Here is a 21996-nt window from a genome sequence, read left to right as displayed (position 1 = left end):
CCCGGTCGATCGACCCAGCGGCGCGGCACCCAGTGCGCGTACTGCGTTTCCTGTCGTTGACTTCGCTGGCGGGCCCCTGCCGCCTGAAGCGATACCCGTGCGCAACAGGCCAACCGCAGCTGTTCCGAGCGCGACTTATCAGCGCATTACCGATCTGCCGACGACCCCCGCCGTAACCCGAGACGCTATTTTTGCCCCCGACGGTGACCCCATACCCGCACCTGATCCAGCGACTGGATCGCGTGAATATGAATCGCGCAGTTACCTGAACCTGGACGACGGGACGACCGTTCTGGCGGTGCGTGATCCGCAGACCGGGGAATGGCGTGAAAGAGCGCCGGATTCACGCTTGCCACGAGGTCCTGCACTTCACCGGGTGCCGCAGACGAACACCTGGCGCAGTCGTTCTGCGGCCAGTTCGTCCTCTTCTTCCCCGAGCCTCAGTCGTAGCTCATCGGCGTCGTCATTGAGCCACAGTGCTTCGTCTTCCTCGCTTACCGCCACACCGAGCCCTGTGAGCTTGTCGGCGACCCTGCGTATTGATCCGGTATGGAATCTGGGGCTCTACACGTTGCCGGTGAGTCCGGCCCCCGCCGACACCCTGACGTTCCCCGGCAAGAGAGCCTTCATGATCGGGGCTGAGCAATATTTTATGGATGCCAATTTTGGCAACCCATCAGGTGCCGTGCCGAATGCGCGACCCCATCTGTTTTCTGTGGGGGCGGGAGGCAATCTGGTAAACGCCGGGCGTATCGAACTGGATGGCTTGTTCAGGTTAAACGACAACCGACATTATTTGCCGGTGGGCACCGGCTTTTGCACAGTGAACTTCGATAGCGCAAGGCTGCGTTGGAAGGTGGTAGATGCAGGCGGTCATGGCAGGGCAGAGATTTTAATTGAAATGGGTGGCGCGCCCGATAGCTGGGTGCCGATGCTGGCTGTTGATCAACTCTCGGATCTTTTTCAATCGGTCCGGAATATCAAAGGTTATGCCGGGCATGTGGGGGCGGTCGATCTGAGGAATAGCAGTATCGACCAGTGGGTTTATCGCTATATGCAGGGCTACTTGCGTCAAATAGTCGGGTTTTGCGAGCCGGCTATCCGCAGTGCGCCAACGGCGCAAAAAGGGGCGCTGATCGATGCCTATATCTGGCGCAATGGTTACCCGTATGACTGTCTGGCTTCCATCTGCAGCGCCTTGGAAAACCGCCGCCCATTGCCTCCGGGGATGCCGATATTCGATGCGTTTCAAGGTTTGGGCACGGTCACGTGCTCAAAAGACGGTAACTTCAATGTGGCGCGTATCAGCCGAGCGATGCAACTGCACTATCCCGATAGACGACGGTCGTTGGTCGAAGAGAGGTTACTGAAGACATGGCTGGAAAAAGACGCTGCCCGGGACAATAAGCGCAAGGGCGAAGTGAATGAAGCGATGTATGAGGCCCGGTTGACGGAAGATGGCTATACGGTGCTTCCAGGCGGAACCTACGGAGGTGGGCAGAATGGCTTTGACCGGGTGTTTGAAGGCCCGGCAGGCGATATCTACATTCTGGAAGCCAAGCATGTCAGTTTTACCTCCACCGGCGAGCTTGCCAGTGTCAGCCTGGGAGGGACGACGAGCTCACGTCAAATGACCGACAGTTGGGTGCGGCAAGTACTGGCGTTATCCCAACCCGATACGCTGGCGGCCATGCGCGTTTCCGACGCGTTGAGGCGTGGCCAGTTATTCAAGTTATTAGGTGCGACGTCCAAGGACGGCAAACTTGTCATGTTCAAGATTGATATGAGTCCCGTGGACTTCTAGTCCTGCCGGCACGCCTGGGAGCAAGCGCCCTTGCTCCCAGGCATGTGTTCAGGACAGGAAGCCGCCATCCACATTCAGCGACACACCGGTGGTGTAGCTCGACGCATCGCTGGCCAGGTACAGCACGGCGCCGGCCATCTCGCTTGGGTCGGCCACGCGCTTGAGCGGGATCTGCGCGAGGGCCATTTTCAGGATCGCGTCGTTCTTCACCAGCGCCGAGGCGAACTTGGTATCGGTCAGGCCCGGCAGCAGGGCGTTGCAGCGAATGCCGAATTCGGCGCATTCCTTGGCGAACACCTTGGTCATGTTGATCACGGCGGCCTTGGTTACCGAGTAGATGCCCTGGAACACGCCCGGCGAAATGCCGTTGATCGACGCCACGTTGATGATGCTGCCGCCGCCGTTCTCGCGCATCAGCTTGCCGGCTTCCACCGACATGAAGAAGTAGCCGCGAATGTTCACGTCAACGGTCTTCTGGAAGGCCCCGAGGTCGGTGTCCAGTACGTTGCAGAACTGCGGGTTGGTCGCGGCGTTGTTGACCAGGATGTCCAGGCGCCCGAACTGCTCGCGGATGCCGGCGAACACCTGGGTGATCTGCTCCATTTCGCCAATGTGGCAGGCGACTGCGGTGGCCTTGCCGCCGTCGGCGATGATCGCGTCCGCCACGTGCTGGCAGCCTTCGAGCTTGCGGCTGGACACAATCACATGGGCGCCTTGCTGGGCCAACAACTTGGCGATGGCTTCACCGATGCCACGGCTGGCGCCGGACACAAAAGCAATCTTGCCATCGAGGTCGAACAGGTGGGTCTTGGACATGGGGACTCCTTGTTATAGGCGATCAGAGCGCGGATTTGCCGATGACATTCAGGCTCATCTGCTCCAGCAGCGTGTTCATTTGGATGAATTGCGCAAAGCGTTTGTCCTGGGTCTGGCCATGGAAAAAACGGTAGTAGATCTGCTGCACGATGCCGGCGAGGCGGAACAGGCCGTAGGTGTAGTAGAAGTCGAAGTTGTCGATCTCAAGGCCCGAGCGCTCGGCGTAGTAGTCGACAAACTGGCGACGGGTGAGCATGCCGGGGGCGTTACTCGGCTGGCGGCGCATCCGTTGCACGGGCGCCGGGTCGGCGGCTTCGATCCAGTAGGCGAGGGTGTTGCCCAGGTCCATCAACGGGTCGCCCAGGGTGGTCAGTTCCCAATCCAGCACGCCGATGATCTGCATCGGGTTGTGCGGGTCGAGGATCACGTTATCGAAGCGGTAGTCGTTGTGCACGATGCTGGAGGTCGGGTGGTCGGCCGGCATCTTGTCGTTAAGCCAGGTGCGCACGGCCTCCCAGCGCGGAGCGTCGGGGGTCAGGGCTTTTTCATAGCGGTCGCTCCAGCCACGAATCTGCCGCGCCACATAGCCTTCGGGCTTGCCCAGGTCGGCCAGGCCACAGGCGGCGTAGTCCACCTGGTGCAGCTCGACGAACTTGTCGATAAAGCTTTTGCACAAGGCTTCGGTCTTGGTCGCGTCCAGGCCCAGCTCGGCCGGCAGGTCGGAGCGCAGGATGATGCCGTTGACACGCTCCATCACGTAGAACTCGGCGCCGATCACCGACTCGTCGGTGCAATGCACATAGGCCTTGGGGCAATACGGGAAGCCATCCTTGAGCTGGTTCAGAATGCGGTATTCACGGCCCATGTCGTGGGCGGACTTGGCCTTGTGGCCGAAGGGCGGGCGACGCAGGACGAATTCCTGGCCAGGGTATTCCAGCAGATAGGTCAGGTTGGACGCACCGCCGGGGAACTGACTGATGGTGGGCGTGCCGCTCAGGCCAGGGATGTGGGCCTTGAGGTAGGGATCGATCAGGCTGGCATCAAGTTCTTCGCCTGGGCGAATCTGGGTCGATTGGTCGTTCAGCGCCATGCTTATCCCTTCTGCTTATTCTAAAGGCCTTGGACTATTTCCTAATCTAATGCGCACAGCCGCCCAACGACAAGGTCGGGGCGGCTTAATAGGTTAGCGTGTTGGATGATGATCAGCGTGCCTGATCGGTCATTTATTGGGCGGCGGCAAGGTCACTGGCGTCAGTACCGGTCGGCCGGCGAAGAATTCCACCAGGTTGTCAGCCACCCGCTGCACGGTGTCGTGGGCCGCTTCCGGCGACAGGCCGGCCACGTGGGAGGTCAGCACGGTATTGCCCAGGCGCTTGAGGGCATCCGGGACCTTGGGTTCATCGTCGAAGACGTCCAGTGCCGCGCCGCCGATACGGCGCTGTTCAAGGGCGGTAATCAGATCGGCGGTCACCACCACACTGCCACGCCCGACATTGACCAGGTAGCCGTTGGGGCCCAGCGCATCCAGGGCGATGCGATCGATCAGATGGCGAGTTCCGGCGCCACCGGGTGTGGCCAGGATCAGGAAGTCCGAGGTGCGCGCCAGTTCCACCGCGCTGGCGCAGTAGGTGTAGTCCACGTCATCGCGCGGCTGGCGATTGTGGTAACTCACCTGCATGTCGAACCCCAGGGCGGCACGCTTGGCGATCTCCAGGCCCACGGCGCCGAGCCCGAGAATGCCCAGTTGCTTGCCGCCCAGGGAAGGGCGCATCACCTTGGGCCATTCACTGCGCCGCACCGCTGCGTCCGTCTGCGGAATGCCGCGCACCAGCGACAGCAGCAAGGCCATGGCGTGGTCGGCCACCGACGGTGCGTTCACCCCGGCACCGTTGGTGACCACAATCCCGCGGTTGCTCGCCGCCTGCAGGTCCACGTGTTCGTAGCCGGCGCCGATCACGCAAATGATCTCCAGCAACGGCAGCGCGGCGATTTCCTCGGCATACAGCCCCAGCGGGCCACGGGTCAGCACGGCCTTGATCTGCCCGCCGTGGGTCTTGATGGCCTGGGCGCGTTCGGCGGGCGTCGGTGCCAGGATCACATGAAAGTCGTTGCTCTCGATGATTTGCAGGTATTCGTTGATGGTTTCAACCAGAACCAGAACAGTGGTGGTCATCGGAAGGCTCTTCCTGAAGGGTTTGAGAGCATGAGTATGCGGGATTTGCAGGACGGCGCGTTTTGTCTGGATGGAAAAATTACTGTAGGCGCGACGGTTCGTATTGTCAGGACACTCTCTCGGTCGCTCTCACCCGTTTTACGAACGCCCGCCAACGTGCAGGGTGCGAGCACGCATCCCCAATAGAATTGTGCACGGCTGGATTATCCTGCGTCACGCCAGAGCCCTTTAAAACCGCCGCCTGTAGCCGCCCCTGCGCGTCTGCGTCGCATAACCGTTCCTCAGCTAAGTCTTTGCTTCTTCAGGAGAATCCCGGACAATCGCGCCCCTGTTATGGCTGGGGCGCTGCCTGTCAGGTTTTTCTGACTCGTCCCGGCTGTGGAAATGCGGAGATCCGACCGGATGAATGATCAGGCCAATAGCGTCGACGAACGCTATGCAACGACACCTGCAACCCTCACAAACTGGAGCCACCAGGACACCACTTGGATGCTCGGTCTGTTCGGCACCGCCATTGGCGCCGGCACCTTGTTCTTGCCGATCAACGCGGGCCTGGGGGGCTTCTGGCCGCTGGTGATCCTGGCGCTGCTGGCCTTCCCGATGACGTTCTTTGCCCACCGTGGCCTGACCCGTTTCGTCTTGTCCGGCCGCGAAGGCTCCGACATTACCGATGTGGTCGAAGAGCACTTCGGCGTCAAGGCCGGTGCCCTGATCACCTTGCTGTACTTCTTCGCAATTTTCCCGATCCTGCTGATCTACAGCGTGGCGTTGACCAACACCGTCAGCAGTTTCATGGAGCACCAGTTGCACATCATGCCGCCGCCCCGGGCGATCCTGGCATTCGTGCTGATCCTCGGCCTGCTGGCAGTGGTTCGCTGCGGTGAGCAGGTGATCGTCAAGGCCATGAGCCTGATGGTGTATCCGTTTATCGTCGCCTTGCTGTTCCTGGCGGTGTACCTGATCCCCCATTGGACCGGCGGCATTCTCAGCACGGCAAGCGTGGTCCCGGCACCGTCGGCTTTGCTCAATACCCTGTGGCTGGCGATTCCGGTGATGGTGTTCTCGTTCAACCACTCGCCGATCATCTCGGCCTTTGCGGTGGACCAGAAGCGCCAGTACGGCGCCCATGCCGATGAGCGCAGCTCGCAGATCCTGTCCCGTGCGCACCTGTTGATGGTGGTGATGGTGCTGTTTTTCGTGTTCAGCTGCGTGCTGACCCTGTCGCCGGCACAGCTGGCTGAAGCGAAGGCGCAAAACCTGTCGATCCTGTCGTACCTGGCCAACCACTTCGACAACCCGACCATCGCCTTCGCGGCGCCGTTGATTGCGTTCGTGGCGATTGCCAAGTCGTTCCTGGGCCACTACATCGGTGCCAGCGAAGGCTTGAAAGGCCTGGTGGTCAAGAGCGGCCGCCGCCCTGCAGCCAAGACCCTGGACCGCATGACCGCCGCCTTCATGCTGGTGGTGTGCTGGATGGTGGCCACGCTCAACCCCAGCATCCTCGGCATGATCGAGACCCTGGGCGGGCCGATCATTGCGTCGATCCTGTTCCTGATGCCGATGTATGCGATCCGCAAGGTGCCGGCCATGGCCAAGTACCGTGGGCAGGCGTCCAACGTATTCGTCACGGCCGTCGGCCTGGTGGCGATTACCGCGCTGATTTACTCGCTGCTGTCCTGACACCCGGCTGTACCCCACAAGGCCGATTCGCGCATACCGCGAATCGGCTTTTTTTTGCGCGTGCAAAACCTGACGGGGCTCAACCACGACACGCCAATGAGCGCTAAGCTGGAGCACGTTTTTGCCAGGAGGAGTGGGGCCGCTTGAAAACTGCAACCGAGACGCCCGTTGTCATACCGCCGAATCGCACCCAGGACATTCTCGCCGGCTTATCCATTGCCGGTTTGCTGCTGCCGGAAGCGGTAGCCTATTCCAGCATTGCCGCACTGCCACCCCAGGCCGGGGTGATTGCCTTGTTTGCCGGGCTGGTGTGCTACGGCCTGTTTGGCAGCAGCCGCTTTGCGATTGTCTCGGCCACCTCATCGTCGGCGGCGGTGCTGGCGGCGGCCACGGCCAGCCTGGCCGGTGACGACCCGGCGCTGAGGCTTTCCCTGGCCTTTGGGCTGGTGCTGATCATTGGGGTATTTTTTCTCCTGGCCGGGCTGTTCAAGCTCGGCGGCGTCACCTCGTTCATCGCCAAGCCGGTGTTGCGCGGCTTTGCCTTCGGCCTGGCGTTGACCATCATCCTCAAGCAAGTGGCCAATGTGGTGGGCGTCCATCTCACTGATAACAACCTGATCCGCTTCCTGCCGCAACTGCTCGAACAGTTGCCACGCTGGAACTGGCCCGCCGCGCTGGTGGCGGCGGCGGCGTTGCTGGTGTTGCGGCTGTGCGCACGCTTGCCACGGGTGCCCGGTGGCCTGGTGGTCGTGGTGCTGGGCATCGTGGCCGGGCAGTTACTGGGCCTGCAGGCCCAGGGCGTGGCGCTGATCGGCATGATCGACCTGCGCCTGGAACTCGGGCATTTGCCGGTACTGCCGTTTGCCGACTGGTTGCGCCTGGGTGAACTGGCATTTGCCTTGGTGATGATTTTGTACGCAGAGTCCTACGGCTCCATCAGTTCATTCGCCCTCAAGCATGGCGACCGAGTGTCATCCAACCGTGATTTGCTGGCGCTGGGGGCGGCCAACCTGGTGTCGGGGTTGTTCCACGGCATGCCGGCGGGGGCCGGGTATTCGGCGACATCGGCCAATGAGGCGGCCGGCGCCTATTCACGGTTCGCGGGGATCGTTGCGGCGCTGGTGATATTGGTGATCGTGCTGACGGTGCTGCCGTATGTGGCGCTGACGCCGGAGCCGGTGCTCGCGGCGGTAGTCATCTATGCCTTGGGGCGTGGTTTGAGCCTGCAGCCCCTGGGGCGCTATTTCCTGTGGCGACGCGATCGCTTGCTGGTGGTCTGCGCGGTGGCGGCAGTGCTGGTGCTGGGTGTGCTGGATGGCTTGTTGCTCGCCGTGGCGATCAGCGTGATGTTGATGTTGCGCCAGATGTCCTCAGCGGACATCCAGGTGCTCGGGCGCCTGGGTGACAGTCATGATTTTGTCGATCGCCAGCACCATGCCGATGCTGTGGAAGTGCCAGGCGTGCTGATCGTGCGGCCCAGTGAAGCGCTGTTTTTCGCGAACGCCGAGCGCATCCTGGGGGCGGCCTTGCGCCTGATGCGCCAGGCACCCGTTCAGGCGGTGGTACTGAGCCTGGAAGAGTCGCCCGACCTCGATGGCACCAGTATCGAAGCGCTGGCGGTGTTTTTTGCCCAGGTGCGGGGGGAGGGCAAGCGCCTGGTGCTGGCCCGTGTGCGGCATGATGCCCGCGAGGTGTTGCAGGTACTGCCTGAAGCGTTGGCGCCGCATGTACTGCTCAGCGGCTTGAGTGTCGACGACGCGGTGCAGTTGGCGCTTGAGGCGAGCAACGCGTGACGCAGGCATGGTGTGGGAGGGCTTGTGGGAGGGGGCTTGCCCCCGATAGCGGTATGTTCAGTCAATAGCTCCAGTGACTGATTCACCGCTATCGGGAGCAAGCCCCCTCCCACACTACGCACAGTATTCCAGGCACAAAAAAACGCCGCGTACCTTGCGATACGCGGCGTCCTTTACATCAACACACCTTAGGCTTGAATCACCGGGATGTTGGCGCTTGCTGCGATTTTGCGGAACTCGGCGATCTGGTCGAAGTTCAGGTAGCGGTAGACGTCACTGGCCATGGTGTCCAGTTTCGCTGCGTAGCCCATGTACTCTTCGACGGTCGGCAGGCGACCGAGGGTGGAGGCCACTGCCGCCAGCTCAGCCGACGCCAGGTAGACGTTCGCGCCATCACCCAGACGGTTCGGGAAGTTACGGGTGGAGGTCGATACGACGGTCGAGTTCGGCTCTACACGTGCCTGGTTACCCATGCACAGCGAGCAGCCCGGCATTTCCATGCGCGCGCCAGCCTTGCCGTAGATGCCGTAGTAGCCTTCTTCGGTCAGCTGGTGAGCGTCCATCTTGGTCGGCGGCGACAGCCACAGACGAGTTGGCAGCTGACCCTTGACCTGCTCCAGCAGCTTACCGGCAGCACGGAAGTGACCGATGTTGGTCATGCACGAACCAATGAACACTTCGTCGATCTTCTCGCCGGCAACGTTGGACAACAGACGGGCGTCGTCCGGGTCGTTCGGTGCGCAGAGGATCGGCTCGTTGATTTCGGCCAGGTCGATCTCGATGACTTCGGCGTATTCCGCGTCGGCATCGGCTTCCATCAGTTCCGGGTTGGCAACCCAGGCTTCCATCGCTTGGGCGCGACGTTCCAGGGTGCGTGCGTCGCCGTAGCCTTCACCGATCATCCAGCGCAGCAGGGTGATGTTGGAGTTCAGGTACTCGGTGACGGATTCTTTCGACAGCTTGATGGTGCAACCGGCAGCCGAACGTTCGGCCGAGGCGTCGGACAGCTCGAAAGCCTGCTCCAGCGTCAGGTCGTTCAGGCCTTCGATTTCCAGGATGCGGCCGGAGAAGGCGTTTTTCTTGCCTTTCTTCTCTACGGTCAGCAGGCCAGCCTGGATCGCGTAGTAAGGAATGGCATGAACCAGGTCACGCAGGGTGATGCCAGGTTTCATTTTGCCTTTGAAGCGCACCAGGATCGATTCCGGCATGTCCAGTGGCATAACGCCAGTGGCTGCGGCGAACGCGACCAGACCGGAACCGGCCGGGAACGAGATGCCCATCGGGAAACGGGTGTGGGAGTCACCACCGGTGCCGACGGTATCCGGCAGCAGCATGCGGTTCAGCCAGCTGTGGATGATGCCGTCGCCTGGACGCAGCGATACACCGCCACGGGTCATGATGAAGTCAGGCAGGGTGTGGTGGGTGGTCACGTCGATCGGCTTTGGATAAGCCGCGGTGTGGCAGAAGGACTGCATCACCAGGTCGGTCGAGAAGCCCAGGCACGCCAGGTCTTTCAGTTCGTCACGGGTCATCGGACCGGTGGTGTCCTGGGAACCCACGGTGGTCATCTTCGGTTCGCAGTAAGTCCCTGGGCGAACGCCTTTGCCTTCCGGCAGGCCGCACGCCTTGCCGACCATTTTCTGGGCCAGGGTGAAACCCTTGCCAGTGTCGACCGGTGCTTCAGGCAGCTTGAACAGGTCGGTAGGGCCCAGACCCAGCTCGGCGCGAGCCTTGTCGGTCAGGCCACGGCCGATGATCAGCGGGATACGGCCGCCGGCGCGAACTTCGTCCAACAGGACCGGGGTCTTCATTTCGAAGGTGGTCAGGACTTCGTCGGTGCCGTGTTTGCAGACTTTGCCAGCATGCGGGTACAGGTCGATCACGTCGCCCATGTTCATGTTGGTGACGTCGAATTCGATCGGCAGTGCGCCGGCATCTTCCATGGTGTTGTAGAAGATTGGAGCGATCTTGCTGCCGAAGCAGAAGCCGCCGGCGCGCTTGTTCGGCACGTAAGGAACGTCGTCGCCGAAGAACCACAGTACCGAGTTGGTCGCGGATTTACGCGAAGAACCGGTACCGACCACGTCACCGACGTAGGCGATCGGGAAGCCTTGACCGCGCATTTCTTCGATCTGCTTCATCGGGCCGGTCTTGCCTTGCTCGTCCGGCACAATGCCTTCGCGCGCCATTTTCAGCATGGCCAGGGCGTGCAGCGGGATATCAGGGCGGGACCAGGCGTCCGGGGCAGGGGACAGGTCGTCGGTGTTGGTTTCGCCGGTGACCTTGAATACGCGCAGGCTGATCTTGTCGGCCAGGGTCGGGCGGTTCTTGAACCACTCGCCGTCGGCCCAGGACTGGATCACGGCTTTGGCGTGTTCGTTGCCGTTGCGGGCTTTCTCGGCCACGTCGTGGAACGCATCGAACATCAGCAGGGTGTGCTTGAGTTGGGCGGCGGCGACAGGTGCCAGCTCGGCGTCGTCCAGCAGCTCGACCAACGTCACGATGTTGTAGCCGCCTTGCATGGTGCCGAGCAGTTCAACAGCGCGTTTCTTGTCGATCAGGGGAGAAGTGGCTTCGCCCTTGGCCAGGGCAGACAGGAAACCGGCCTTGACGTAGGCAGCTTCGTCAACGCCTGGTGGAATGCGGTTGGTGATCAGGTCAACGAGGAGTTCTTCTTCGCCAGCCGGAGGATTCTTCAGCAGCTCGACCAGGCCTGCGGTTTGTTCGGCGTTAAGCGGCTGGGGAACGATACCCAGTGCTGCACGCTCTTCGATATGTTTGCGGTAGGCTTCAAGCACAGTTATTACCCTCATCAGTGGTCCCACGGGACGCTCATCCAGAAATGAACGGCACGCATGCGCTCGGGGGCTTTTTGGGCCGCAAAGCCAGCGCTGCCGGCATTCCTCACAGAAGCTGCTTTCAAAGTTTTACGCCTGCAGAACGGAGCTGATGAGGGTTGGCGCTGGGACTACCTACCGGGTAATCACCATCGCCAACACCGTTCTGAAGGAACGACTGTGCTCGTGACGCTTTGAAAACAGCTTCCAGCGGATTGTTTGGCGCCTTACAAGGCCGGATGATTCTACGGCAAAAAATTTCTAAAGGTAAGTTGCCTGACTAAGTTTGCTGGGTGATCAACCTTAGACAAAGGGCTAACATGGCGCACTGTTTCGCTGATTTGTGTGTTGCCACCCATGTCCAATCAAACCATCAAGACCCCCTGCGTAGGCCTGTGCTCAACGGTTTACGGCGATCTCGTGTGCCGCGGCTGCAAGCGCTTCCACCACGAAGTGATCCAATGGAATGGGTATAACGAAGAGCAAAAACGCGCCGTATGGCTAAGGCTTGAGCAGCTGCTGGTACAGGTGATGGCCGGCAAGCTGGAGGTTTTCGACCCCAAGACCCTGCGTGGGCAACTGGAGCAACGCAAGATTCGCTTTGTGCCGCACCAGTCCGAGTACTGCTGGGCGTACCAGTTGATTGCCCGTGGGGCGCGGGTGATCAACAACCTGGAGGCTTATGGCATGGTGCTGCTGCCGGAGTTTCGCGACTGGGCGCTCCCAGAGCTGCGCGATGCCATCGACCGTGAGTTCTTCATCCTGTCCGAGGCGCACTACCAGCGCTATATCGCGCCGGCGTTCCTGAGGGATGCGTTCGCCGACTGACAACACAAATCCAAATGTGGGAGGGGGCTTGCCCCCGATGAGGGAGTGTCAGCTCAAACAGCTGTGACTGACACACCGCCATCGGGGGCAAGCCCCCTCCCACAGGGGACCGCGTTGCATCAAAGGGGTAGAAGAACCCCAGCGGATTGATGTCGTAGCTCACCAGCAGGCTCTTGGGATGGGGGTGCGAATGCTACTTTCGAACGAGTGCGGGCACTGCATTAATCGCGAACATACGGGGAGCAACATGTGGGAGGGGGCTTGCCCTAATGCCATTCAGTTAAGCGTACATCGCCTTCTGTAGGAGCGAGGGGGACGCCTAGTTCTTGCTCGCGAAAAACGTCAACGATAACGCGTGTTTCCTGAATGAACGCGGCGCCTGTAAGTTCTTCGCGAGCAAGCTCGCTCCTACAAAAAAGCCTTAACTGAACGGCATTAGGGCTTGCCCCCGATAGCGGTGTATCAGTCAGCTAACCTGTAACTGACACACCGCTATCAGGGGCAAGCCCCCTCCCACATTGGATCTCGGTTGCCTTCGAGGATCAGCGTCAGGCCGTGGTTGCGAGTTCTTCCAGTTGGTCCATCAACGCCTGCGGCTTGAGCACCAGCACGTCACTCTCCAGCGCATCCAGCACCACTTCGGCGGTGTTGCCGATCAGCGCTCCGGAAATCCCGGTGCGTGCGACAGTGCCGATGATCGTCACCGCGGCCTGGAGCGCGTGCGCCGTATGCGGGATCAGCACATCTGCCGGGCCTTCCTTGATATGAAGGTGCGCGTCATCCACGTCGAATTCGGCCTGGAACGCCTGGCATTGCTCGCGATAGCGCGCCTCGATGGTTTCCTTGAGCTGGAAGGTCGGATCCGCCGCCGACAGCATGGGCGACGGATGGGCGCTGATCACATGCAGTTGGGCCTTGGCCAGGCTGGCGATATCAAAACCGTGGTCAATGATCGAGTGGTGCAGTGCGCGGTGTTCGACATCGCTGTTGCCCACGTCGATGGCCGCGAGGATTACGCCGTCGGCCCACGGCGTCGAGGTCTTGACCAGTAGGACCGGCGTCGGGCAATAGCGCAGCAGCTTCCAGTCCGCGGGCGTCAGCAGGGCCTTTTTCAACGGGCTGTCGGGATAGTGCTGCTTGATCACCAGCCCACAGCCTTCGGCCTGCTGCACGTCGATGATGGTTTTGTGCAGGCTGTCATTCCAGGCTTGCTCGGTGGTGACGCTATAGCCGTCACCCTGCAAACCGGTCTTGAGCAGGCTCAAGAGCGCCGAATGCTCGTGTTTCCTGTCGCAGACCAGCAAGTGCAGGTGCGCGTCGGTGACCCCGGCGATCAGCTTGGCGCGCTTGAGGGCCAGGCTTTCCGAATGCTCGGGCTCGATGACCACCAGGATGCTGCGGATAGCTTGCATGGTCGGGATCTCCAGAAAAGGGGCGTTAGACAACTATAGTTGCTGCTCGCCAGCCGTCATGTTGATGCACATCAAGGCCAGTGGCTGGTGGTCTGCGGCGTGGTCGGTATAATCGGCGCCCTTTTGTGACCCTTTGCCCGTGAGCCCGATGAACCTGCCCGAAATCCACGAATTCCTCGGTTGCCCCACCCCCGACGCCTGGGTGCAGGCCGCGCTGGCCGATCAGGACACCCTGCTGATCGACCACAAGAACTGCGAATTCAAGGCCGCCAGCACTGCCCTGAGCCTGATCGCCAAGTACCACGGCCATGTGGACCTGATCAACATGATGTCGCGCCTGGCCCGGGAAGAGCTGGTGCACCACGAGCAAGTGATGCGCCTGATGAAGAAGCGCAAGGTCGAGTTGCGCCAGTTGCATGCTGGGCGTTACGCCTCCGGGTTGCGCAAGGTTGTGCGTAGCCATGAACCGGTCAAGCTGGTGGATACCCTGGTGGTCGGCGCGTTTATCGAGGCGCGCAGTTGCGAGCGTTTCGAAGCCCTGGTACCGCATCTGGACGAGGAACTCGGCAAGTTTTACTTCGGCTTGCTCAAGAGCGAAGCGCGGCACTACCAGGGTTACCTGAAGCTGGCCTACCAGTATGGCGACGCCAAGGACATCGCCCAGGTGATCGAGCGGGTGCGGGCGGCCGAGCAGGCACTGATCGAGTCACCCGACGTCGAGTTCCGCTTTCACAGTGGCGTGCCAGCCTGAGGCCACGGCGACGCCGATCAGCGCGGTGATCCCGGTCAACAGCAGGATCACCGTTTGCGTGCCCCAGGGCGCCGCCAGCAACGCGATCAGCAAGCCCGCCAGCGGTTGGGCCAGGTTGTTGAGCAGGGTGAGCACGCCCACCGTCTTGCCAAAGTCCTGCACTGGTATCACGCGCTGGCGGGTGCTGCGCAGGTACACGTTGAACATTTTGTCGAAACCGGTGACCAGCAAGAAGCCCACGGCGTAGGTCATGAGCCCGGGGCTGAGCGCGGTGATCAGCGCCCCGAGTGCAATCATCGAATACGACAACCCACCCAGTACCTTCAACGGCAGGCTGCAGCGCGCCAGGTAAAACAGAATCGCGATGGTCACCACGGCCCCCGCGGCTTGCAGCAACGCATAGGCGTCCTTGTCGGCGGCAAAGTGCCCCGTGACCATTGCCGCCGAAGTCGCCAGCGTCACACCGATGATCAGGTTGACGCCGACCGCCAGGGTGATGATCCGCTTCAATTGCGTCAGGTTGCGGATATGCCGGAAGGCAATGCGCAGCGGTTGCAGCCAGATATCCTGGTGTTGCTCGAAGGTTTCCAGGTGCACCCGGCTATGGCGTTGCCAGATCAGCATCGCCAGGTCTGCCAGGACAAACAGCCCGGCAACCCCCACTACCACCCAATGCCAGGCCCACACTTGCAGCATCAGCGCCGCGACCAAGGGGCCCAGCACCAGGCCGCTCTGGTCGGCAATCTGCGAATAGGACAACGTCTTGGTATAGCTGTACTGCCTGAAGATGTGCGGCATCAGCACTTCCCGCGCCATGATGCCCTGGGTGGTCAACACCCCGCACAGCGCCGACAGCAGCACAATCCAGTAAAAGCCGTCGAACACCCCGTACAGCGCTACCGCGACCACACAGGCCAGTGCTCGGTAGACCTGGCTGATATGCAGGATGCGGACTGGCGAGAACTTGTCGCACAATGCCCCGCACACCGGGAACGCCAGGTAGCGCGGTAGCGACTCGAGAAAAAATGCCAGGCCCGCCCAGCTCACGCTGTTGGTGGTCTGGAACACGATGAGCGGCACGATAAACAGCAGAATCTGGTCCGCCAGCCGTGACAGGAACAGCGAAACGAAGAACGCCAGGTAATCCTTGCGCATACAACTCCCTGTGAATGGCGTTAAAGATTGCAGGCTATTTGTTAAAAACTCTTAAAAGCATGAAGCTTGGTCACCCGCTACGGGCCAAGCGCTGCTGTCGGGCAGCTTGCCACCTATAATGCCCGCACTTCAATCGGCGTCGCATATTGAGAACGTATGGAAAACCTGGGTCTGGGCAAGGTCCTGCTCGTTGAGGACGATGAGAAGCTGGCAGCGCTGATCGCGCATTTTCTGGCGCAGCATGGCTTTGAGGTGCGGGTGGTGCACCGGGGCGATTTGGCCTTGGCGGTGTTTCTCGACTTCAAGCCCAAGATTGTCGTGCTCGACCTGATGCTGCCCGGCCAGAGCGGCCTGCATGTGTGTCGCGAGATTCGCACGGTGTCCGACACGCCCATCGTGATCCTCACCGCCAAGGAAGATGACCTGGACCATATCCTGGGCCTGGAATCCGGCGCCGACGATTACGTGATCAAGCCGATCAAGCCGCCGGTGCTGCTCGCACGCCTGCGTGCCCTGCAACGTCGCCAGTCACCGGAGCCAACGGTGCGCGGCGCCGTGGAGTTCGGCCGACTGTCGATTGACCGCAGTTGCCGGGTAGTCAGCCTGGGGGAGGAGCAGATCGACCTCACCACCATGGAATTCGAATTGCTGTGGTTGCTGGCCAGCAACGCCGGCAAGATCCTGTCCCGCGATGACATCCTCAACCGCATGCGCGGCATTGCCTTCGATGGCCTGAACCGCAGCGTCGACGTGTACATCAGCAAACTGCGCGGCAAACTCAATGACAACCCGCGTGAGCCGGTGTGCATCAAGACCATCTGGGGCAAGGGTTATCTGTTCAATCCATTTGCGTGGGAGGTCTAGATGCTGCGCCTGTTTCTGCGCCTGTATGTGATTCTGGCCCTGGACCTGGCGGGGGCTATCTGGCTGGTCAACTACACCTTCGATGAGCTGATGCCCGAAGCCAACGAAACCTATAACCGCGAAGCCGTGCGGGGTCCGGCGTATGGACTGGTAGAGCAATTGCGTCCTCTGCAAGGGGACGCGCGCCAGGCCCGGCTGGCCGAGTTGCAGCCCCATTACGGGCTGCGCCTGAAGCTGGTGCAGAAGGATACCCAGGCCCTGACCGAGCGTGAACAGGCGCTTTTGGACAAGGGGCAGTTGGTGGTGCGCGGCGACTTCATGGAGTTTCTCGCGACCATCGACGGTAGCTCGCAACTGCTGGAAATCAAGTTGCCGGAAGAGCCCAAGTGGCTGTACCTGTGGGCCTATGGTTTCCTCGGGGTGTGCCTGGCCATCGTGCTGTACTTCTGGGTTCGTCCCCATTGGCGCGACCTGGAACATATCCGCCTGGCCGCGCAGCGCTTCGGTGACAACGACCTCGGTTCGCGCATCCTGCTGCCGCGCCGCTCCACCGTGCGCGAGCTGGCCGGGCACTTCAACCAGATGGCCGAACGCATCGAAAGCCTGATCGCCAACCAGCGCGAACTGACCAACGCAGTCTCCCATGAGTTGCGCACGCCGATTGCGCGCCTGTCGTTCGAGCTCGACCAACTCCGGCAACAGGCCGACCCGCGCCAGAGCCGCGCGCTGATCACGGACATGTACGCCGACTTGGGCGAACTGGAAGAAATGGTCTCCGAGCTGCTGACCTACGCCAGCCTCGAGCGCGGCGCCACCCAGGTCACCCGGGAAAATATCGAAGCCCACAGCTGGCTCGACAGCGTGATTGGCAGCGTCGCCCTGGAGGCCGAGGCGGAAGGTGTGCACCTGTCACTGCGCACCTGTGAAGTCGACATTATCCAGATCGAGCCACGTTTTATGGCGCGCGCGGTGATCAACCTGCTGCGCAACGCCATCCGTTACGCCGACCGCCGCGTGGAAGTGTCACTGGTCAAGTTCGGCAGCGGCTACGAAGTGCGGGTCTGCGATGACGGCCCTGGCGTGCCCGAGGAGGGCCGGGCAAAAATCTTCCAGCCGTTCATGCGCCTCGACGCCAGCCGTGACCGCCGCACCGGCGGCTTCGGCCTGGGCCTGGCGCTTGTGCAGCGGGTATCGCAGTGGCACGGCGGCCAGGTGCAAGTGCTGGATTCGGAGTGGGGCGGGGCGTCGTTTCGGATGACGTGGGCGTACGCCGAATAAGCCTCCCGCGGGTCATCCTGTGGCGAGCAGGCTTGTTGTGGCGAACGGGCTTGTTGTGGCGAGCGGGCTTGCCCCGCGTTGGGCTGCGAAGCAGCCCCAAAACCAGGCACCGCGGTGTGTCAGTTAAAAACACATCGCTTGTAATGGGGCCGCTTCGCGCCCCAACGCGGGGCAAGCCCGCTCGCCACAACAAGCCCGCTCGCCACACGCCAGCCCGCTCGCCACAGTTACAGTGTTCCTCCAGGGTTAAAAAATCAGCGGTTTGTGCGGCGATTGCGTGCGTTTGAAGGCGTAGCCCGAAGCGCTGAGGCCGTTGACCTGGCGGCTGACGGTGTCGCCCAGGCCATAGCCGTTGCCGGCCAATACGGCATGGGCGTTGTCCACGGGCAGCAGGATGTAATCGGTCAGCGGCTCGTCGTGCAGTTGCCCGCGGATTACCAGGAAGCCGTCCTCCAGGCGCACGCTGACGCCGCTCAGCGGCGCGTCAGGCTCATGGGTGTTGAGTACCTGGTAGGTGCCGATGGTGTCGGCCCAGGCCAGGGGCAGGGTTGGCGGGTCGATCCGCTCACCCAGGGCAATGCGCTGGCCGTGGCTGCGCGCAGTCAGCATTTGCCGGCCCTGTACGGTGACGACGTCGAGTTGCACACGCCCCAGTTCGCCGAGATCCTCGAGCCAGAAACCGAGGAACTTTTTCTGCGCGCGCAGCCAGCCGTCCTCATCGCGCAGCAAGTCAAAGGTATACCCCGACAGCTCACCGGACAGGCGCGAGTGCTCGTCCCGGATGCGGAACACGCCCCAGGCCGTGGCGTAAAACCCAGCCAGGCGCTTGCGGTCGACGGCTGCCGGCACCTGGCGCAACTTGAGCCCATGGGTGGGGGCCGCGCAGTTATCGGCGCACACAGGGCGGCCTGTCTGCGCCTGGAGCATCAGGCGCAGGGCGTCGTTGGACAGCGCGACCACCATGTCTTCGGCGTTGCTGTCGTTGGCCATGATGATGACCGCCAGTTGCGGGTCCGGCAGCAGGGTCAATTGCGCGGCAAAATCGTCGCCACCGCCACTGTGCTGGTAGGTGCGTACACCGGGGGCGACCGGCTCGTCGCCACAGGGGGCGAGAAACCACCCGAGGCCGATCTGGCAGTCGAAGTCCAGGGCGTTCCCGGTGTTTTGCTGGGTGAACATCTGTTCGATGGAGGCGCTGCCCACTACGCGATGGTCCCGGTAGATACCCTGGGCAAACAGCATCTGCACGTAGTGGCTCAGGTCCTTGGGGCTGGTCCATAAACCGGCGGCGGCGAGGTCACGCACCTGGGCGTCAGTGCTGGCGCTGCCGTCCTGATAACCCAGGGCGCGGTAGCCCAGTTGGGTGCCGGTGCCGACAAAACTCGACTGGCTCATTCGCAACGGCTTGAGCAGGCTGGTTTGCAGCTGGGTTTCGAAGTCCTTGCCGGTGCTGCGTTCAATCGCAGCGCCGACCAGCGCATAACCGAGATTGGAATAGGCCACCTGGGATCCTGGCGGGCTGCTCAGCCACACCCCCGAGACGCGCATTGGCATCTGGCTCATGGCGAAGGAACTGCGCAGGTCTCGCAGGTGCTCGCTGGGTAAGCCCGACTGATGACTGAGCAGGCGGCGCAGGGTGATATCGCGGTCGGCGGCGGCCTGGTCGCTATGAAAGCGCGAGCGCACATAGAACTCGCGCAGGGTGTGCTGGATCGGTGCATCAAGCTCCAGCCGTTGTTGTTCTACCAATTGCAGGGCCGCGGTGGCGGTGAGCAATTTGGAAATGGCCCCTGCGCGAAATGCCGTGTTGGGGGTTACCGGCACGCCACGGGCTTTGTCCGCCAGGCCGAAGCCATGGGCCCAGATCAGTTCCTGGCCATTGACCAACGCGATGGACAGCCCCGGCACATTTTCCCGGGCCATTTCCCGTGGAATGCGCGCTTGCAGATAACGGATGATCGCACTGTAGTCACCCTTGGCAATCGGCGGCGGGGCAGAGGGTTGGCCATGGCAACCGATACTGCCCAACAGGCAACCCAGCAACGGAATACCGCGCAATGTGCGAAACATGAAGAGCACCCGGATGGTTGTTTGGATGCTCGAATGCTAGGGGAGGGCCGTCCAACAATCTTTGCAAGCTTTGTCGGGAAACTGTCAAAGATTGTTAACGAGTCAACCCCAGTCGCTCATGCCACTGTGCAATCGATTCCTCGGGGTATTCATCAAATTGAAGGTCGCCCTCGCGCACGCTGACTTCAACCCACGGCGCCTTCGAGCCCAGCATCAGGTGCGTATGCTCCGGCGGCACCGGCAACGGCGTGTCGATGGCCGAGGCAAACGGGTGGATCAGCTCCGGCCACTCCGGGCTGAACAGCCATAGCGCACTGCCGCACTGCGAGCAGAAATGCCGTTCGGCGGTGCTGGCATGGGCCCGGCTGGCACCTTCTGGCTTGAGCCGGGCATGGTAGATCGAGATCAGTTTGCGCCCGCGCACTTTCAGGCTGCTGGCATCGCCCGCGAGGTTGATGGCGTAGCCACCACCCCCTTGGGTCTTGCGGCAGATCGAGCAGTAGCAACGCTGGTACGGGTAAGGGTGGGCACTGCTCAGGCTGAACGTGACGGCGCCGCAGTGGCAGGATCCTTCAAGTTGCATAAGGTGTCTCCTCTGGCTGGGTGACTGTTCAGCTTAGGCGCTCTTCGGCATCAGGGTTGCGATCAGGGCGCGGATCGTGCCCGGCAATGCCTCCAGCTCCCGCACCAGAATGCTGCGCTCACGAATCGCCCAGGGTTCATCCAGCTTCACCGCCACCAGTTGCATGGTACGGCTGTGCCGGACGGCGGCGGACTCCGGGATGATGCCAATGCCCACGCCGGCCTCGACCATCCGGCAGATTGCCTCGAAGCTCGAGACCTGGATGCGCAGCGACAAGTGCTTGCCGATCCGCTCCACGTGCTCGCGCAGGAAGCTGAGCAAGGTGCTGCCTTCGTGCAGGCCGATATGCTGGTAGGCCAGGGTCTGTTCCAGGGTGACCGAGGGTTGCCCGGCCAAGGGGTGGCCCACCGGCACCATCAAGACCAGCTCATCGGTGCTGAAATGCAGCACCTGCAAGCCTGCCGCTTCTACCGGGCCGGCGATGATTCCCATGTCACTGGTGCCATCGAGCACGCCACGCACGATATCCCGCGACAAGCGTTCCTGTAGATCGACGGTGACGCCGGGGCGCTGTGACAGGAAACCGGCCAGCACCTCGGGCAGGAATTCGGTCACCGCCGTGGTGTTGGCAAAGATGCGGATATGCCCGGCGGAATCCACGCCATATTGGGTGAACTCACTTTTCAGGTAGTCCACCTGGCGCATGATCAGCCGGGCGTGGTGCAACAGGCGTTCGCCCGCCGGGGTGATTTCCACGCCACGGCTGTCACGGTACAGCAGGCGGGTATCGAGTTGGCCTTCCAGGGCCTTGATCCGTGCACTCGCGGCGGCAGGCGAGAGGAATGCGCGCTTGGCGCCCTGGGTCAGGCTGGGGGATTCGGCGATATGGATGAACAGGCGCAGGTCGGCGAGATCGAAGTGCATGCAAAACTCCAGGTGTACGACCACCTGTGGCGGGGGCTTGCTGCCTCGCCACAAGAGGGGCTGATCGGACGATTGGCGTTCAGCATAGCCGAACGCTGGTTTATTGAAATGCAAATTCTCAGAACGGCCAGGCGCTTGCATGATCCGGGGCAGACACTCACTGCCCGAGGACCTGTACCTGATGAGCGCCACTGATTGGATCGGCCGAAGCGAAACCGCCCACGACCACCTGAGCCATAACCTGCTCAAACGCATTGCCGCCACCCTTGGCCAAGCCGTCCCCGAGCAGGGCCAGGATCTGCCGCCGCTGTGGCAGTGGTGTTTCTTCCAGGACCCGCTGCCCGAGTCGGCCCTGGGCACCGACGGCCACCCGGCCCGTGGCGGCTTCCTGCCGCCGGCGGATAAGCGCAATCGCATGTGGGCCGGTGGGCGGATCGAGTTCCTGCACCCACTGCGTGCCGGCGAGGCGGCCACCCGGGTGTCAACCATCACCCAGGTCGAGGAGAAAACCGGCCGCAGCGGTTCACTGTTGTTTGTCACGGTGCGTCACGACTATTCCCAGGACGGCCGCCTGGCGATCCGCGAAGAACAGGACATCGTCTACCGCGAGCCCACGCCACCCAAGCAGGGCAGCGGCGAGGCCCTGGCCCAAGGCGAATGGCACGAAACGATCGCCCCCACGCCGACCCTGCTGTTTCGCTACAGCGCCGTGACCTTCAACGGCCACCGCATCCACTACGACTACCCCTATGTCACCGGCACCGAAGGCTACGCCGGGCTGGTGGTACATGGCCCGCTGATCGCGACCTTGAGCCTGCGCGCGTTTTGCCGCGCCCACCCTGAAGCCACCTTGCGTCGTTTCAGCTATCGCGGGGTGCGCCCACTGATCGCGCCTCAGCCGTTCGAGGTGGGCGGGCACGTCACGCAGCCAGGCGTTGCCGCGCTGTGGGCCGGTAACGCGGACGGCCTGGCCCAGCAGGCCGAAGTGCATTTCGAATAATCCAAGAACAACAGGCGGAGAGCCGTTA

General features: G+C 61.9%; 18 protein-coding genes. 8 read left to right on the top strand and 10 right to left on the bottom strand.

The features are described from left to right. Positions 1–369: 369 nt before the first annotated feature. Positions 370–504 carry a hypothetical protein gene (locus tag AB7933_RS19695; RefSeq protein WP_256335363.1) on the bottom strand — a complete coding sequence of 45 codons (135 nt, stop codon included), beginning with the start codon at positions 502–504 and terminating at the stop codon, positions 370–372. Between the two features lie 16 nt (positions 505–520). On the opposite strand from AB7933_RS19695, the gene AB7933_RS19690 reads away from it, so the two are divergent. Beyond that, complete coding sequence (locus AB7933_RS19690; protein ID WP_143036965.1) at positions 521–1804, top strand: hypothetical protein; 1284 nt, start codon at positions 521–523, stop codon at positions 1802–1804. 48 nt (positions 1805–1852) lie between these two features. Here AB7933_RS19690 and AB7933_RS19685 read toward each other — a convergent pair whose 3' ends face one another. The 3 genes from AB7933_RS19685 to AB7933_RS19675 form a co-directional block, all read right to left on the bottom strand. Next, positions 1853–2620, bottom strand: coding sequence for an SDR family oxidoreductase (locus tag AB7933_RS19685; protein WP_024075896.1), 768 nt, complete (start codon positions 2618–2620; stop codon positions 1853–1855). Between the two features lie 22 nt (positions 2621–2642). After that, complete coding sequence (locus tag AB7933_RS19680; RefSeq protein ID WP_024075895.1) at positions 2643–3710, bottom strand: phosphotransferase family protein; 1068 nt, start codon at positions 3708–3710, stop codon at positions 2643–2645. Positions 3711–3839: 129 nt separating this feature from the next. Beyond that, complete coding sequence (locus AB7933_RS19675; protein ID WP_024075894.1) at positions 3840–4793, bottom strand: 2-hydroxyacid dehydrogenase; 954 nt, start codon at positions 4791–4793, stop codon at positions 3840–3842. 402 nt (positions 4794–5195) lie between these two features. On the opposite strand from AB7933_RS19675, the gene AB7933_RS19670 reads away from it, so the two are divergent. Continuing rightward, entirely contained in the window at positions 5196–6473 is a 1278-nt protein-coding gene (locus AB7933_RS19670; protein WP_024075893.1) for a serine/threonine transporter, read from the top strand. Positions 6474–6616: 143 nt separating this feature from the next. Then, positions 6617–8266: a SulP family inorganic anion transporter gene (locus AB7933_RS19665; RefSeq protein WP_024075892.1), complete on the top strand. Its 1650-nt coding sequence runs from the start codon at positions 6617–6619 to the stop codon at positions 8264–8266. Positions 8267–8454: 188 nt separating this feature from the next. Here AB7933_RS19665 and acnB read toward each other — a convergent pair whose 3' ends face one another. Then, positions 8455–11064 (bottom strand): bifunctional aconitate hydratase 2/2-methylisocitrate dehydratase, encoded by a 2610-nt coding sequence (acnB, locus tag AB7933_RS19660; RefSeq protein ID WP_024075891.1) that lies wholly within the window; start codon positions 11062–11064, stop codon positions 8455–8457. A 396-nt stretch (positions 11065–11460) separates the two neighbouring features. On the opposite strand from acnB, the gene AB7933_RS19655 reads away from it, so the two are divergent. Further along, a complete protein-coding gene (locus tag AB7933_RS19655; protein ID WP_024075890.1) occupies positions 11461–11931 on the top strand; it encodes a DUF1289 domain-containing protein in 471 nt (156 codons plus the stop codon). A 548-nt stretch (positions 11932–12479) separates the two neighbouring features. On the opposite strand, the gene AB7933_RS19650 is transcribed toward AB7933_RS19655, so the two are convergent. Next, entirely contained in the window at positions 12480–13343 is an 864-nt protein-coding gene (locus tag AB7933_RS19650; RefSeq protein ID WP_024075889.1) for a universal stress protein, read from the bottom strand. A 148-nt stretch (positions 13344–13491) separates the two neighbouring features. Between AB7933_RS19650 and AB7933_RS19645 the strand changes: the two genes are divergently transcribed. Beyond that, positions 13492–14094 (top strand): tRNA-(ms[2]io[6]A)-hydroxylase, encoded by a 603-nt coding sequence (locus AB7933_RS19645; RefSeq protein ID WP_024075888.1) that lies wholly within the window; start codon positions 13492–13494, stop codon positions 14092–14094. Here AB7933_RS19645 and AB7933_RS19640 read toward each other — a convergent pair. Further along, a complete protein-coding gene (locus AB7933_RS19640; protein ID WP_024075887.1) occupies positions 14050–15249 on the bottom strand; it encodes an MFS transporter in 1200 nt (399 codons plus the stop codon). The two genes, AB7933_RS19645 and AB7933_RS19640, sit on opposite strands and share 45 nt — an antisense overlap. A 156-nt stretch (positions 15250–15405) precedes the next feature. Here AB7933_RS19640 and AB7933_RS19635 point away from each other — a divergent pair, with 156 nt between their 5' ends. Beyond that, positions 15406–16113, top strand: coding sequence for a winged helix-turn-helix domain-containing protein (locus AB7933_RS19635; protein WP_024075886.1), 708 nt, complete (start codon positions 15406–15408; stop codon positions 16111–16113). Next, positions 16114–17391 (top strand): ATP-binding protein, encoded by a 1278-nt coding sequence (locus AB7933_RS19630; RefSeq protein WP_305452068.1) that lies wholly within the window; start codon positions 16114–16116, stop codon positions 17389–17391. Positions 17392–17637: 246 nt separating this feature from the next. Here the strand turns inward: AB7933_RS19630 and AB7933_RS19625 are convergent, their stop codons facing one another. The 3 genes from AB7933_RS19625 to AB7933_RS19615 all read right to left on the bottom strand — a co-directional run bounded on the left by AB7933_RS19625 (position 17638) and on the right by AB7933_RS19615 (position 20968). Further along, positions 17638–19461 (bottom strand): serine hydrolase domain-containing protein, encoded by a 1824-nt coding sequence (locus tag AB7933_RS19625; protein ID WP_024075884.1) that lies wholly within the window; start codon positions 19459–19461, stop codon positions 17638–17640. Between the two features lie 94 nt (positions 19462–19555). Then, a complete protein-coding gene (locus AB7933_RS19620) occupies positions 19556–20044 on the bottom strand; it encodes a GFA family protein (RefSeq protein ID WP_024075883.1) in 489 nt (162 codons plus the stop codon). A gap of 33 nt (positions 20045–20077) precedes the next feature. Further along, positions 20078–20968 (bottom strand): LysR family transcriptional regulator, encoded by an 891-nt coding sequence (locus AB7933_RS19615; protein WP_024075882.1) that lies wholly within the window; start codon positions 20966–20968, stop codon positions 20078–20080. 181 nt (positions 20969–21149) lie between these two features. Between AB7933_RS19615 and AB7933_RS19610 the strand changes: the two genes are divergently transcribed. Beyond that, positions 21150–21968 carry an FAS1-like dehydratase domain-containing protein gene (locus AB7933_RS19610; RefSeq protein WP_024075881.1) on the top strand — a complete coding sequence of 273 codons (819 nt, stop codon included), beginning with the start codon at positions 21150–21152 and terminating at the stop codon, positions 21966–21968. The last annotated feature ends 28 nt before the right edge of the window (positions 21969–21996 follow it).

Source organism: Pseudomonas gorinensis, from assembly GCF_042015035.1.
Taxonomy (GTDB): Bacteria; Pseudomonadota; Gammaproteobacteria; order Pseudomonadales; family Pseudomonadaceae; genus Aquipseudomonas; species Aquipseudomonas gorinensis.
This window is presented reverse-complemented; position numbering and strand designations above follow the sequence as displayed.